We start from the raw sequence: 13,159 nt of genomic DNA, 5'->3' as shown, positions 1-13,159 counted from the left end.
GGAGTCAAGCCTCGATCCGTGGACGAGCCCTCGGGATGATCCCGCTTGCGAATTGGTGGATCTTGCTGATGAGGTGTGCTGATCCGATGCCCAGCGTGCTCGGTCCCGCTCGTTGGTAGGTGTGGATGCCGGGGTTGGCGGAGATTCGTGCCCTGTCGTTGTCGGTTAGGTCGCGTAGACGGCTTAGTTGCAGGACCAGGCCGGTGTCGTCGATCAGGATGAACTTGAACGGGAACCGTCGGCGGGTGACCCGCAGGGACGCCCGGTGCCCCTTCTCCTGCTGGAGTGCCAGGATGCCGCGGCAGTGCTTGAGCAACCGGCCGGTCCTGGCCCGCCGCAGCGAGTTCGCCGGGTCCGACACCTGGATGACGCGCTTGTACGCCACCGGCCGCACCCGGTGCCGGAGCATCTCCACGAACGCGTCGAACGCGTTGTCCTGGTGCGACTGGAGGATCGCGTCGTTGGGCCACTGCCCCTCCTCGAGGAGCAGGTCCAGGACCCGGATCTCCCTCGTCGCCGTGAGCATGAGCTGGACGGTGCGGTCCTCGACGGAAGTCGCCCTGTTCAGCTCGCTCAGCATCATCGTGTCGACCCGGATGCCGATGTGCTGGGACAGCGTCCGGATCTCGTTGCCGAGGGACCGGGTGAGACGTTCATGGTCGGCGGTCGCGGTGCGCATCTCGGTGACGAGTTCCGCGTCCGCGGTGCTCCGCGACTCGACCAGCGCCATGAGTGCGGCGATCGAGGCGATCGTGCCCAGGGACACCACGACGACGACGGCTGCGGCCAACCGCAGCCTGGTGTCGAGCAACTCCTGGGTCGCCGCCCCCAGAATCGCGGCGATCAACGCACCGCTGGCCGTGACGGCGATCTTCCGGCGCTTCTCTGTCCTGGACATCGCGGCCAGCCCCTCGTCACGTGCCGACGTCAAGGCCGAGTGTGACAGGACCCGGACAACGGGTGACCGTGCCGACGGCCGACGCCGCCCCGCTGACTGTCGGGGTCGCGACACCGGTGTACGGGATCAGCCCAGCGGCGCGGCCTCCACCGCGCGGACCTCGATGCCGGCGCCGAACAACCCGAGCAGGATGTCCCGGACCGCGTCCCGCAGCGCCGCGCACGCGACCGGGTCGATCAGGCTGGCCAGGGAGGCGATGCCGAGGTCGAACCGGGACGCGAACTCCACCCGCACGTCGTCGTCGACCTCGACGACCAGCCACGAGCCGGTGAACGTCGCGAAGTCGCCGCTCAGCTGGTCGAAGGTGATCCGGCGCTCGACGGGGTCGATCTCGTCGCGTTCGGTCCAGACCAGGATCCCCTTGCGGAAGTTCACCTCCCAGGTCGACGTCACCTCGGTCGGACTAACCTGGGTCACCCCGACCGTCCGTACGGTGTCGGTGAAGTTCGGGTAGGCGGCGAAGTCGGCCAGCCGGTCGAACGACTCCTTGGCGTCCGCCCCGGGCAGCAGAGCGTGCACGACGACCGAGCACTCCATATGGGTGGCCTCCTCAGCTCAGGTCGACGATCGTCACGTCAACCCCTGGACAAGATGGTGCAGGGAAACCCGCCACGCGTCCTCGACCTCGGTGGCGGTCATCGCGGCCGGTCCGCAGGGGATCGTCCCGAAGGAGGTGGGCAGCAGCTCGGGGATGATCACCAGCCCGCAGACCGCCACCACGCCGTCCAACCGGGCCAGGTCCTCGGGAGCGAGGACGTCCGCGAACGCCGGCCGCACCAACCGGTCCACGATGGACGGGTCGGCCAACCGTGGCGTCGGCATGTCGATGCCGCGCTCGCGGCCGACCTCCGTCACCAGGTCGAGGTAGCGCTCCACCGGCATGCCGGCCGGCCCCGCGGTCAGCCAGAACTCCCCGGCGCGCAGGTCGGCGTCGAGCACCGCGCGGATCCCCCGGGCGACCATGTCCTGCGGTACCAGGTCGAAGAACGTGCCGGGGTGCGCCGGGATGAAGGGCAGCTTCCCGGTCAGCAGGTACTCGGCGAGCAGGTGCACCCCCTGCTTCTGCCGGATGACGCCGGTGCGGGAGTCACCCATGACGATCGCCGGGCGGACGATCACCGCGTCGATGCCGCTGTCGCGGACCATCCGCTCGCCGAGGTACTTCGACGTCACGTACTCGTCCGTCCGGGCGGCCACCTTCTCCGTGCCCAGCCGGCCGCCGCCACCGGTCTGGCCGTGGCGGGACACGTAGGCGGTGCTGACGTGGACCAGGACGGCGTCCGCCTCGGCGGCGAACTCGATCACCCGGCCCAGGCCCTCGATGTTGAGCCGGTCGACCTCGGCCTGGTCGGCGGAGAAGTTGACGATGGCGGCCGAGTGGATGACCACGTCGACCTCCGCGCACAACTCGCGGTACGCGCGCGGGTCGAGCCCCAACGAGGGGGCGTGCAGGTCCAGCCGGACCGCGCGGTCCGAGCCGGCCGGCAGGCGCCGGAACACCCCGGCGATCACGTCGTACCCGCCCAACTCGGCCAGGACGGCGGTACCCACGACGCCGCTGGCGCCGGTGACCAGGACGGTACGTTTCGTCATGCCGTGGGACCGGTCGTCGTGGCGGGGAAGCGGGCCGCCAGCGCGGCGCAGGCCCGCGTGAACGAGGCGATCAGCCGGGCCTCCTCGTCCGCCGTCATGGTCGCCGGCGGGGTCAGCCGGAGCACCGGGTGCGCGTTCATCGAGTGGTTGACCACCACGTGGTTGTCGAGCAGGTCCATCAGGAACTCGGCGGCGTGGTGACCGGCCCGGAACTCGACGCCGATGAGGAGGCCGACCCCACGGACCTCGGCCACCAGGTGGCCGATCACGCCCGTCGCCTCGGTCAACGCCGCCAGCAGCCGTGCGCCCAGTGCGCCCGCGCGGTCGACCAGTCCCTCGTCCCGGATCACCTCGACCGTCGCCCGGACCGCGGCCATCGTGATGGGTGCCGCCGAGAAGGTGGACGTGTGAAGGTAGGGGTCCTTGTCGAGCGGCGCGAAGGCCGCCGCGGTGGCCAGGGTCGCCGCGACCGGCACCAGACCTCCACTGAGGGCCTTGCCGACCAGCAGGATGTCCGGCCGCACCCCGTCACGGTCCGCGCCCCACCAGGTTCCGAGCCGACCGAGTCCGGTCATCACCTCGTCGAGGACGAGCATCGCGCCCCGGTCACGGCACAGCGCCTCGACCGCCTTGAGGTAGCCGGGCTCCGGGATGACCACCCCACCCTCGCTCTGCACCGGCTCCACGACCACGCAGACGTCCCGGTCGACGACGGCGGCCAGTTCGTCCAGGTCACCGAAGCGTACGTGGGCCACGTCGGGCAGCAGTGGACGGAAGGGATCCTGGTAGAGCGACCGCGCGGTGAGCGACAACGCACCGGTCGTCTTGCCGTGGTATCCACTGTGCATGGAAACCAGCCGGTGCCGCCCGTTCACTCGGGCGATCTTGATCGCGGTCTCCACCGCCTCCGCGCCCGAGGTGGAGCTGGAAGCACGCTGACCGCCTCGCCCGGCCACGGCGGGTGCGTTCGCCGCCCTGCACGACTCGGTCGAGGGGTAGTGCTCGATGTCGTTGTAGATGACGCTGCCGGCGGGGATGCCCAGCGACGTGGCCGCGATCGCCGCGCTGGTCGCCCGGGTCGCCCCCTGGGATCGGCCGGTGGCCGGGTCGTACGACATCTTGGGCGTACGGGTGCCGCACGGCGCCTGGTTGTCGAGTTCGATCGGGATCAGGTGCCAGCCGCGGTTGATCTGGTTGGCCACCCAGGTCGCGGTCAGGTTGGCCTGGGTGCACGAACGGCTGGCCCCGCTGATGTAGATGCCGGTCGCAGGCGTTGGACCTGGCTCACCCCCGAGCACCACCGCCCCACCCTCGACGAGGTGCCCCGCACCTGGAATGCCGAGCCGGGCGGGTGGCGCTGTACGAACCCGGCGCACCTGAGAGGGCACAAACCCCGGGTCCGCCCCCACTCTTTTTCCGCCCGTGGCACCCCCGTGTCACCGGCGCGTCGACACATCCCGTGGCACCCCCGCGCCACGCGCCCCCGACCAACGGAAAGGCAGGACACCCTCATGACCACGCTGATCCGTAAGGCCGCCCTGACCATCGCCGGTGCCGCCCTGGCCGGTGGCGCCATCGCCGGTCCTGCGACCGCCTTCGCCGCCCCCGCCTCGGCCAGCGCCCCCACGGCCGTGTCGTCGGTAACCACCGACCGCGGACCTGACCGGGACGACCGTGGCAACGACCGCGGCGACCGTGGCAACGACCGCGGCGACCGTGGCAACGACCGCGGTGACCGTGGGAACAACCGTGGTGACCGTGGCAACGACCGTGATGACCGTGGACGCGGCAACGGCAAGAGCGAGAGGGAGCTGCGCGTGCGCTACCAGGCGCAGCCGAACTTCTTCTACTGCGGCCCCGCCGCCGCCCGTAACGCCCTGACCACCATGGACAAGGACATCTCCCAGGACGACCTCGCCCGGGAGATGGGCACCACCGAGAACGGCACCGACTCCGTCGACCTGATCACCAAGGCGCTCAACGCCAAGATGGGCAAGGACGTCTACCGCACCACCGAGATCCCCACGTCCATGGCCGACGACAAGCAGACCGACAAGCTGCGCGCCGACGTCGTCACCGCCATCGACGACGGCCGGGCGGTCGTCGCCAACATCATCGGCACCGCCACCGACACCGACGGTGTCGCCCACTCCTTCGAAGGTGGCCACTACATCAGCGTCGTCGGCTACCGCGACAACGGCAACACCGTCAAGATCGCCGACTCCGCCAACCCCGACCAGGCCTCCTACTGGATCACCACCGAGGCCCTCGCGGACTGGACCGCCACCCGCGGCTACTCCGCCTGACCCACACACGCACGACCACGACGGGCCGGCCCCCATCCCGGGGGCGGGCCCGTCGACGTGTCACTGGCCAGGCGTTCACGCAGGGCCTCTAACTAGATACCAGGCGATGACACTCGACGCCATCGCGCAGGGCACGATCACAGCGGGCGGCGAAGACGCTGAGGTCAGCGGCACTCCACCGGACGGCGCCCAGTCGATCCTGCTGACGGCGCGGCGCACCGACTCCATGGCCTGTCGCGCCACCTTCCAATGGCTCTACGCGGGCCTGGACTGACGGGGCTGAACCCCACCTGACAAGCTAGACAAGCGGTCCGGACCCCGGCTGCGTCACCTCCAGCCAGTCGTCGCCGACCGCCTGGTGTCGAAGCAGGCCGGCCGGCGCGGCGCAAGGGTCCCCGGACATGCAGGGCGGGCACCACCGCGAGAAGGGCCTCCCGACCGCAACCGCATCCTGCCCCGACGACCCCGTGCAAGCCCCGTCGGCCGACTCCTATGCCTGGCTGAGGTCGAGGATGCTCCACCCCGCGGGCAGGACAGCGGCAGCCAACTTCGGGTCGGTGGTCGCCAGGTGGGCTTGGCAGACGATGGCGGTACGAGCGGCATGGCCCAGGGCAAGGTCACCGCCAACGGCACGAGCCAGAACACCGACCTGGCGGGCATCGTCAACGCCGGGCTCGGCCCCGAGAGGAACCACGGTCACCGCCGGCGTACTGGCAAGCAGGGTCAGCAGCGCCGCACCGACATCACCGGTAGTGGCAGCATAGGCGGCAGCGAGACAGGCAGCCGGGACAGCCACCTGCCGGCCCTCGTCAGCGACCTCAGCGATCAGCTCACCGACAGCGACCTGCCCGTCGACGTAAGCGACCAGCGCGGTGACGTCCAGGACCACCGCGACCTGACCGCCGCTCACGCGGCCTCATCGAGCATCCGCTGTCCCTCGGCCAAGGCAGCGTCAGGAATCGGGGCCGTCAACCGCTCCCGCCAACGGGCCTTGCCCGCCTCGGTGACCTCGATACCAGCGCGGCGCAGCGCCTCCTCCAGTTGGGTGCCGGCCATCTGCGCCCGCACCGCCGCAGTGATCGCAGCGGAGACGTTCGGTTGACCATCAAGCCACTCGGCGACATCATCCGGAACGCTGATCGAACGTTTCACGGTCATGCTCCCAGCCTACCTGGCTGGTAGCACCTGCGGTGCTACCAGCCAGACAAGGCCAGTCGCCGGCTGCCGCTTCTGCGTGTCGCAAGATCGACGCACGAGCCAGGAGTCGTTCGCGGATCGCCGAGGACCCGGCAGGTCCTGCCGAAGAAGCCAACCAAGACATCGGCAGCCGTGTCCATAAACCAGAGAAGGAAACTTATATGCACGGCAAAAGCCGCATTTCGGGCGTGTCTCGGGGTTGGTTCGCAGCCGCTGTGACAGACGCGTGTGACCCCGGCCGGACAGCCAGACACCATCCCGGCCGGGAGGGCTTCTCGTTTCCCCTGAGGCGGGCCTGCGGACCGCAGCCCGGCGAGGACCGGGACAGTTCGGATCCTGACGCGGCCAGCCGACCGGTCGTTGGTTCGGCACTCGGTGTGCGTGCCAGCCGCACCGGCTGGACCGCCCATGCTCGGCGGCCAGCGCGGCAGGGTGCGGGTCCGGTGGGTCAAGTCCCTGGGAGTGGTGTTTCGCGGTTGAGGCGTGATCTTTTCGGTCTGGGTTAGAGGTCGCGCGGAATGGTGGGTTGATCGGCGCGCCTGAACGGATGCAGACACAGAACTGGTGATCATGAAGTTGCTGACGCTCCGTGATCACGGGAGGTTCTGTGCCTGCCATCCCAGCATGGCTGATCGAGCCGTTGTGGGTCCAGTTCGCCGCGCTGCTCCCCGATCGGCCGACCTACCAACCGACACATCCGCTGGGCTGTCACCGCAAGCGGATCGATGACCGCATCGTGTTCGACAAGCTGGTCCAGGTGTTGCGGTTCGGCTGCGCCTACGAGGCGATCGCCGATGCCACCTGTTCGGCCACCACGATCCGCGGCCGCCGTGACGAGTGGATAGAGCTTGGGGTGTTCGCCCAGCTCAAACAGATCGCCCTGGACGCCTACGACCGGCTCGTCGGCCTGGTCCTCGACGACATCGCCGTGGACGGCTGCATCACCAAGGCTCCCGGCGGCGGCGAGGCCGCCGGACGCTCACCGGTCGACCGGGGCAAGCAGGGCATGAAACGCTCGTTGATGGTCGACGGCTACGGCATCCCCCTCGGCCGGGTCCTGGCCGGCGCGAACCGACACGACTCACCCCTGCTCGGCCCCACCCTCGACCACCTCGACGACCTCGGCCCACTACCCCAGGCCATCACGGTGCACCTCGACGCCGGATACGACTCCCAGGTCACCCGCGCCCTGCTGGCCGAGCGCGGCCTGACCGGTGAGATCGCCCACAAGGGCGACAAGGCGCCCATCCAGGCGAGCCAACGGTGGCACGTCGAACGGACGAACAGCTGGCACAACGCGTTCAACCGGCTGCAACGCTGCTACGAACGAACAGAGAAGGTCATCGACGCCTTCTTCGACCTCGCCGACGCGATCATCACCGTCCGCAGCCTCATCCGGCGTGCATGGACCCTCTACCGGTGGAACAACCGACCCGCCCGCCGCCGATGATCAACAACCATTCCGCGCGACCTCTTAGAAGGGGTGTTCTGCGGGGTCGGTGGTGGAGTCGTTGCTGGTGGGGGTCCATTGATCGATGTCGTCGGGCCAGGGTGCGGGGCGGCCGTGGTCGTCGTAGAAGCCGGTTTCGGCGCCGGTGGCGGCCAGCGTGGCGTTGAGTGCGTGGCGGGTGGCCCGGTCGGGGATGTCGGGGTGTGGTGTCGGGTGGCTCATGCTGCGGCCTGCATGGCGGGTCGGTCGGCGGCGGTGGTGTCGGGTGTGGGTGTGGTGCGGGCGCGGGCGAGGACGTCGAGGGCGAAGTAGCGGCGGCCTTCGGTCCACTCGTCGTGTTGTTCGGCCAGCACGGCGCCGACGAGGCGGATCAAGGCGTGGCGGTCGGGAAAGATCCCGACGACGTCGGTGCGGCGGCGGATCTCCCGGTTCAGGCGTTCCTGCGGGTTGTTCGACCAGATCTGTCGCCAGATCTCTTTCGGGAAGCCGGTGAATGCCAGAACGTCATCGCGGGCAGCTTCCAAGTGCGTGGCGACGGCGGGCAGTTTGGTGTGCACGGTGTCGATGAGGCGGTCGTACTGGGCGTGCACCGACGTGGTGTCGGGTTGGTCGTAGACGCTGTGCAGTAACGTTCTCACCCACGGCCAGGACGCCTTCGGCGTGGCGGACATCAGGTTCGCCGCGTAGTGAGTCCGGCATCTTTGCCAGGACGCGCCGGGCAAAGTGGCGCCGATCGCCTCGACGAGGCCGCGGTGCGCATCCGAGGTCACCAGGCGCACGCCGGTCAGACCGCGGGCGGTCAAGTCACGGAAGAACGCGAGCCAGCCGGCGCCGTCTTCGGCGCTGGTGACCTGTAGGCCGAGGATCTCGCGGTGCCCGTCGGCGTTCACGCCGGTAGCGAGCAGGGCGTGGACGTTGACGACGCGGCCGCCTTCACGAACCTTGAGCACGAGGGCGTCAGCGGCGACGAACGTGTACGGCCCGGCATCGAGGGGGCGGGTGCGGAACGACGCGACGTGTTCGTCGAGGTCGCGGGCCATCACGCTGACCTGCGACTTCGACAGCCGGGTGATCCCCAAGGATTCGACCAGTTTGTCCATCCGCCGGGTGCTGACGCCGAGCAGGTAACACGTCGCGACGACCGATGTCAGGGCCGCCTCGGCACGCTTACGGCGCTCCAGCAGCCAGTCCGGGAAGTACGAGCCCTGCCGCAACTTCGGGATCGCGACGTCGAGGGTCCCGGCGCGGGTGTCGAAGTCGCGGTGCCGGTAGCCGTTACGGGTGTTGACCCGATCCGGGGAGCTGGTGCCGTACTCCGCGCCGCACACGGCGTCGGCCTCGGCGGACATCAGGGTGTCGATGAACGTGGTCAGCAGTGAACGCAGCAGGTCCGGTGATGCCGCGGCGAGGTGCTCGTGTAGGAACCGGGCAGGATCGATACTGGGGGTGGCCATCGCGTTGATCTCCTCGAGCTTGAGCGGGAACTCAGTCCGAATGATCACGCGGTGGCCGCCTCACGTCTACGCCAAACCGGCTCTGAGCTGCAGGTCTGCCATACACCACTCTGCCGGACGCAACTCGCCGGCGGGATCTCCAGGACTTCCCGCTGTCGGGCTTCTGCTGCCGTCTCGCCTCCGCTTACTGGAGCCCGCATGTTCGAAGGGGAATCTGTTCGAGTTCCCCTATCGGCGGAGTCGAGCGGAGAGGATGAGTCCGTCGAGGTCAACAGGTACCCACCGGTCCCGGCCGGCGGTGCGAACTGCCCAGCCTTGTTCGTTTCGGGCGGGTTCGATCATGATGGCTTGTCCGTCTCCTACCCGGGTGGCGAGTGTTGCCCAGAGGCGGTCGCGGATGCGGGTGCTGGGGTTGCCGACGAAGACTCCGGCGGCGACTTCGACCATCCAGCGGGTGAGGTGGCCGCGGAGGCCTTCGGCGACGGCGATGAGGACGACAACGGTCAAAAGTCCACCTTGGGTTCGTGGACCTCGGGTCCGGTGATGGCGATGAAGGTGGTGGCGTCGAGGGCGTCGGCGTAGTCGTTGGCCCAGTTGATACCGCCGGGAACGGAGCCGAGGGATTCGTCCCAGAGTTCGTGGGCGTCCTGCTCGGGGACGTCGGTTACCTCGCTGAGCAGGAGTGCCTTGATGTCCTGGACGATGCGGGTCATGAGTTTGCCGTCGGCGATGCGATCGCGGAAGGCGGTGCGGGCGTCGCGCTCGCTGGTGTGGCCTTTGGCGGCGAGGTCAAAGGCGAGGGGGATCGTGTAGTCGGCCTTGTAGAGGTCGGCGATGTCGAGAACGAAGGAGGTGGCGCCGCCAGTGTGGACGAAGCCGAGTCCCGGGCTGGCGCCAAGGCCGACGATCGCGGCGTGGCAGATGCCGTAGAGGCAGCTGTGTCCTGCGGAGAGGAGTCGGTTGACGTCGTCGCCGGTTTCGAAGGGTTGGCCGGGTTTGTAGAGTCGGCCGTCCCAGGGCACGCCGGTGCGGGCCGAGTGGGTGCGGTAGATCTTCTTGACGCGTGCGCCTTCGCGTCCGCGTAGTTGTTGCATGGTGGAAGCGCTGACGTCTTCGTCGGGGAAGCGCATCCCGTACATGCGGCGGGCGACGGCGAGGCGTTCTTTGGTGCGGGTGACCAGGTATGCCTGGCGGAGGAGGAGTTGGGATCCTCGGCTGGGGCCGATGCCGGAGGCGTAGAGGCGTACGCCTTTCTCGCCGACCCAGCACAGGGCGGTGCCGGAGTCGGCGAGCAGGCGTACGGCGGCGGTGGTGATGCGGGCTCCGGGGCCGACGAGGAGGGTGGCGACCATCGCGGCGGGTATGCGGACGGTGCGTTCGCGGTTGACCAGGACGACCGCGTTGTCGTCGCGGTCGATGTGGCAGCGTTCGACGTAGACGCTGGAGATGCGGTCAGCTACGCGGTGCAGGTCTTGTGGGTCGGCCAGCCACCACACGTCAGGACTCCTGGAGGGGGCGTGGTGGGGCGAGGGTGAGCAGGCCGAAGCCGTAGGCCTTGCCGGTGCCGATGCCGTCGAGCAGCGCCGATCGGGTCGTTGCCGGATCGTCGACTTGGAGCAGGCCGTCGAAGGTGACGGCTTCCAGGGTCACGGGTGTGTCTGCACGGCGGCCGTTCTTGTGGAAACGGAGCCGGTGCCGGTCGGTCGCCCGGACGGCAGGCACCTCGTTGTCGTTGATGGTGTCGGTCGGGACGGTGCAGCCTGCCCGGTGAAGCTTGGCCAATAGCCAGTCGACCTGTTCGGGCAGTTTGGTGTGTGCTACCCGAACGCCCCGTGGCCGTTCGTCGGCGAGGTGTTCCGCCTGCGTCGTGGTTGGTTTGATCAATTTCTTGGTGGCGCTGGTGGGGTTGGCCTTGAGTCGGAACGCGAAGGTTCGGCCGCGCTGGATCTGGTCGAGCAGCGGTTCGTACGGTTTGACCAGGGCTTGGGGTTCGTCGGCGTTGGGCCAGCCGGCCTGTTCGATGAGGTGTTCCCAGGACGGTTTCGTCTGGGTGAGGACGAGGACGGCGAGGTGGTGCTGGTGGGTTTCCAGCCGCCACAGGACGCGTTCTGTGACGGGTTGGCGGCTGAGGCCGCCGAGGACGGCGGCGTGGAGCACCTGGGGGTTGTTCAGCATCCGTTGGGCCTGGGTGCGCAGCGGGTTGAGGTGGATACGGGACAGGTAGGGCATGGTGGCTACCACCCGAGTAGGGCGAAGGGATCATGGTCAGGTTGGCTGTTCTCGGGTTCGCCGGTGGCGAGGCGCACCCATTCTTGGCGGACCCGACGGGTGTTGAACCCTCGGTGTAGTGGGTCGAACGAGGCGGGCACGTCGACACGGATGTCGTCGCCATGCTCGTCGTCGACGGTGACCGGCAGGTCCACGGTTGCGGGCATCGTTTTGCGGTGGGAGCGGGAGGTGCGGTGGGAGTCGCTGGCTTGCCAGGGCACGCGGTGGAGCACCTCGAGGGGCTGTCCGGGCCAGAGTGCGTCACGGTCGACGCGGTGTGTGTCGTCGGGGGTCAGCAGCAGCGGCTGGGTTGGCGGGCAGGATCGCCGGCCGAGGGCCAGCGGGAAGGTCGGGCTACGCAGGGCGTCGACCAGGGTGCGTAGCAGGTCGGTCGGGCCGTTGACGGCGGCGACGAAGACCGCGTCCTGAAGATAGAAGCGTTGGGTGACGTGGGTGTGCTTCGGCGGTGAGGTCGGTTTCTGCACACCCTTGGCGTTGACTGCGGCAGACGGCAGCGGACGGCCGCGGTAGTCGCTGACGGTGTGGTAGTCCCGCAGCAGCGATCCGGGTTGGTCGGTGCGTACACCCAGGTTGAGGCCGAGCAGCTTCTCGATGGAGTCTTGCCGGCGCAGGCCCTGGGCGGCGGCGAGGAGGCCGAGGATTCCGCTCTTGGTGGGTTCGTCGAGGGTGTCACGGCGGTTGAGCTGGCCGCGTCCGCCCCACGACTGCAGGGGCCCGGCCAGCCGGAGCACCAGGCAGAACGTCGAGTCGCTCATCGCGTGGTCGAGGTTCCGGTCAGCCGGGTTCGCACGGTGGCGATGGTCGCGTCAATCGCGTCGGCGAGGCTACGCGATTCGCCGAAGACCCGCGCGATGGTGGAGGCATCGGCCAGGGTTGGGTCGTACACGCTGGCTACCGCGAGGGGGGTGAGCCCCCAGGCGGTGCTCGTGCGGTCCAGTTCGGTGGCCAGGCGCGTGGTGGCAGCGGCGGCGATGCCGTCGCGGTTGCGGATCGGCTTCTCGAAGGCGTTGACGAGGTTGACCGGCTGGTTGGTCCGGACGACGTAGGAGACGAGGCTGGGGATCGTGCGGTGGGCGAAGGTGTTCTGGTGTCCGGTGGGCATGGAGGTGACGAAGGCGTGCAGGAATGCCTGGGCGGCCTCGACAGTCGCCTCGAGGTCCTGGTCGAGGTTGCCGGCGAGCTGCCGCACGTCGAGGGTGGCGAACCGGTACAGGGTCGCGGAGGTGAACTCGACGGTGCCGATCATCGCCGCGCCAGCGTCCTCGTCGGGCTTCTTCTCGTCGTCGACAGCCGTGTAGTAGTCGAACTCGATCTCCACGGGGTGCACCGACAGGGCGTGCGCGACCTGGGTGGCCGCGTCAACGTTGAGGGTGGGGATGTCGGCGACCATCCGGCCGAACAGAGCGACGTCGATCGGGTGCTTGACGGTCAGCTGCGCGCGCACCGGTAGGTCGGCGACGGCCTTGGCGAGTGCGTCGTCGGGCAGCGCGGTCAGCTCGGCGGCCCGGTCGGCGACCAGGTCGACGATCGCTTCGAGTTGGTTCCGGCCGACGAACAGTAGGTAGGCGGTTTCGGTGGGCTTCTTGCCGGGCTTGATGTCCAAGTCGTGTGCGAGCAGTGCGTTGCTCAGCCGGGTCGCGGCCTCGTCGTCGAGGTTCGTCCGGGCGGCCAGTCGTTCGGCCAGTAGCGTCGACACCCGCTTCGTGCGGGTTCCCAACTGGCTGGGCGAGTAGTCGAGGTCTTCGGTGAAGGACTTGCGGGTGGCGCGTTTCCATGCCTGGGAGGAGACACGGGCCCGGCGGGCACCGCCGTAGATGGCTTGTTTCGGGCTGCCGGCGTCGTCTCGGTTGAGGTTCGACGGTGGCACGGTCTGCAGGATGTGGATGTCGATGTAGGTGCGCGCTTCGGTCAC

General features: G+C 68.8%; 16 protein-coding genes. 3 read left to right on the top strand and 13 right to left on the bottom strand.

The annotated features are described in order from the left end of the window. Positions 1–4: 4 nt before the first annotated feature. The 4 genes from GA0074694_RS21395 to GA0074694_RS21380 all read right to left on the bottom strand — a co-directional run bounded on the left by GA0074694_RS21395 (position 5) and on the right by GA0074694_RS21380 (position 3,852). On the bottom strand, positions 5–931 hold the full coding sequence (locus GA0074694_RS21395; RefSeq protein WP_141714233.1) for a hypothetical protein: 927 nt from the start codon (positions 929–931) through the stop codon (positions 5–7). Between the two features lie 93 nt (positions 932–1,024). Then, entirely contained in the window at positions 1,025–1,495 is a 471-nt protein-coding gene (locus GA0074694_RS21390) for a type II toxin-antitoxin system RatA family toxin (RefSeq protein WP_091461179.1), read from the bottom strand. Between the two features lie 33 nt (positions 1,496–1,528). Continuing rightward, positions 1,529–2,551: an SDR family oxidoreductase gene (locus GA0074694_RS21385; protein ID WP_091461177.1), complete on the bottom strand. Its 1,023-nt coding sequence runs from the start codon at positions 2,549–2,551 to the stop codon at positions 1,529–1,531. Then, entirely contained in the window at positions 2,548–3,852 is a 1,305-nt protein-coding gene (locus tag GA0074694_RS21380) for an aminotransferase class III-fold pyridoxal phosphate-dependent enzyme (RefSeq protein WP_245714833.1), read from the bottom strand. Before GA0074694_RS21380 ends, GA0074694_RS21385 begins: the two co-directional genes overlap by 4 nt. Before the next feature lie 210 nt (positions 3,853–4,062). Between GA0074694_RS21380 and GA0074694_RS21375 the strand changes: the two genes are divergently transcribed. Continuing rightward, positions 4,063–4,857 (top strand): C39 family peptidase, encoded by a 795-nt coding sequence (locus tag GA0074694_RS21375; RefSeq protein WP_245714832.1) that lies wholly within the window; start codon positions 4,063–4,065, stop codon positions 4,855–4,857. Between the two features lie 106 nt (positions 4,858–4,963). Then, on the top strand, positions 4,964–5,131 hold the full coding sequence (locus GA0074694_RS31890) for a hypothetical protein (protein WP_176738054.1): 168 nt from the start codon (positions 4,964–4,966) through the stop codon (positions 5,129–5,131). Positions 5,132–5,347: 216 nt separating this feature from the next. On the opposite strand, the gene GA0074694_RS21370 is transcribed toward GA0074694_RS31890, so the two are convergent. Beyond that, a complete protein-coding gene (locus tag GA0074694_RS21370; protein WP_091461175.1) occupies positions 5,348–5,767 on the bottom strand; it encodes a hypothetical protein in 420 nt (139 codons plus the stop codon). Further along, positions 5,764–6,015, bottom strand: coding sequence for a hypothetical protein (locus GA0074694_RS21365; protein WP_091461172.1), 252 nt, complete (start codon positions 6,013–6,015; stop codon positions 5,764–5,766). The genes GA0074694_RS21370 and GA0074694_RS21365 overlap by 4 nt, the downstream gene beginning before the upstream one ends. Positions 6,016–6,661: 646 nt before the next feature. On the opposite strand from GA0074694_RS21365, the gene GA0074694_RS21360 reads away from it, so the two are divergent. Next, positions 6,662–7,504 (top strand): IS5 family transposase, encoded by an 843-nt coding sequence (locus GA0074694_RS21360; RefSeq protein ID WP_091453604.1) that lies wholly within the window; start codon positions 6,662–6,664, stop codon positions 7,502–7,504. A gap of 24 nt (positions 7,505–7,528) precedes the next feature. Here the strand turns inward: GA0074694_RS21360 and GA0074694_RS21355 are convergent, their stop codons facing one another. The 7 genes from GA0074694_RS21355 to cas7e all read right to left on the bottom strand — a co-directional run bounded on the left by GA0074694_RS21355 (position 7,529) and on the right by cas7e (position 13,159). Continuing rightward, positions 7,529–7,726, bottom strand: coding sequence for a hypothetical protein (locus GA0074694_RS21355; protein WP_091461169.1), 198 nt, complete (start codon positions 7,724–7,726; stop codon positions 7,529–7,531). Further along, positions 7,723–8,958 (bottom strand): IS256 family transposase, encoded by a 1,236-nt coding sequence (locus tag GA0074694_RS21350; protein ID WP_141714315.1) that lies wholly within the window; start codon positions 8,956–8,958, stop codon positions 7,723–7,725. The genes GA0074694_RS21355 and GA0074694_RS21350 overlap by 4 nt, the downstream gene beginning before the upstream one ends. Positions 8,959–9,186: 228 nt before the next feature. Further along, entirely contained in the window at positions 9,187–9,405 is a 219-nt protein-coding gene (gene cas2e / locus GA0074694_RS21345; RefSeq protein ID WP_245715017.1) for a type I-E CRISPR-associated endoribonuclease Cas2e, read from the bottom strand. A 56-nt stretch (positions 9,406–9,461) separates the two neighbouring features. Continuing rightward, on the bottom strand, positions 9,462–10,454 hold the full coding sequence (gene cas1e / locus GA0074694_RS21340; RefSeq protein ID WP_091461163.1) for a type I-E CRISPR-associated endonuclease Cas1e: 993 nt from the start codon (positions 10,452–10,454) through the stop codon (positions 9,462–9,464). A 1-nt stretch (position 10,455) separates the two neighbouring features. Then, complete coding sequence (cas6e, locus tag GA0074694_RS21335; protein WP_091463550.1) at positions 10,456–11,187, bottom strand: type I-E CRISPR-associated protein Cas6/Cse3/CasE; 732 nt, start codon at positions 11,185–11,187, stop codon at positions 10,456–10,458. 5 nt (positions 11,188–11,192) lie between these two features. Further along, entirely contained in the window at positions 11,193–12,002 is an 810-nt protein-coding gene (gene cas5e, locus GA0074694_RS21330) for a type I-E CRISPR-associated protein Cas5/CasD (RefSeq protein ID WP_091461161.1), read from the bottom strand. Then, complete coding sequence (gene cas7e, locus GA0074694_RS21325) at positions 11,999–13,159, bottom strand: type I-E CRISPR-associated protein Cas7/Cse4/CasC (RefSeq protein ID WP_091461159.1); 1,161 nt, start codon at positions 13,157–13,159, stop codon at positions 11,999–12,001. Before cas7e ends, cas5e begins: the two co-directional genes overlap by 4 nt.

It is taken from the genome of Micromonospora inyonensis, from assembly GCF_900091415.1.
GTDB lineage: Bacteria > Actinomycetota > Actinomycetes > Mycobacteriales > Micromonosporaceae > Micromonospora > Micromonospora inyonensis.
This window is presented reverse-complemented; position numbering and strand designations above follow the sequence as displayed.

What these genes read in the sequence shown, in the direction of transcription:
- cas5e (WP_091461161.1), bottom strand. Translation starts at nt 12,002, where the DNA reads ATGAGCGACTCGACGTTCTGCCTGGTGCTCCGGCTGGCCGGGCCCCTG.
- GA0074694_RS21365 (WP_091461172.1), bottom strand. Translation starts at nt 6,015, where the DNA reads ATGACCGTGAAACGTTCGATCAGCGTTCCGGATGATGTCGCCGAGTGG.
- GA0074694_RS31890 (WP_176738054.1), top strand. Translation starts at nt 4,964, where the DNA reads ATGACACTCGACGCCATCGCGCAGGGCACGATCACAGCGGGCGGCGAA.
- GA0074694_RS21350 (WP_141714315.1), bottom strand. Translation starts at nt 8,958, where the DNA reads ATGGCCACCCCCAGTATCGATCCTGCCCGGTTCCTACACGAGCACCTC.
- cas6e (WP_091463550.1), bottom strand. Translation starts at nt 11,187, where the DNA reads ATGCCCTACCTGTCCCGTATCCACCTCAACCCGCTGCGCACCCAGGCC.
- GA0074694_RS21355 (WP_091461169.1), bottom strand. Translation starts at nt 7,726, where the DNA reads ATGAGCCACCCGACACCACACCCCGACATCCCCGACCGGGCCACCCGC.
- GA0074694_RS21385 (WP_091461177.1), bottom strand. Translation starts at nt 2,551, where the DNA reads ATGACGAAACGTACCGTCCTGGTCACCGGCGCCAGCGGCGTCGTGGGT.
- GA0074694_RS21375 (WP_245714832.1), top strand. Translation starts at nt 4,063, where the DNA reads ATGACCACGCTGATCCGTAAGGCCGCCCTGACCATCGCCGGTGCCGCC.
- cas2e (WP_245715017.1), bottom strand. Translation starts at nt 9,405, where the DNA reads ATGGTCGAAGTCGCCGCCGGAGTCTTCGTCGGCAACCCCAGCACCCGC.
- GA0074694_RS21390 (WP_091461179.1), bottom strand. Translation starts at nt 1,495, where the DNA reads ATGGAGTGCTCGGTCGTCGTGCACGCTCTGCTGCCCGGGGCGGACGCC.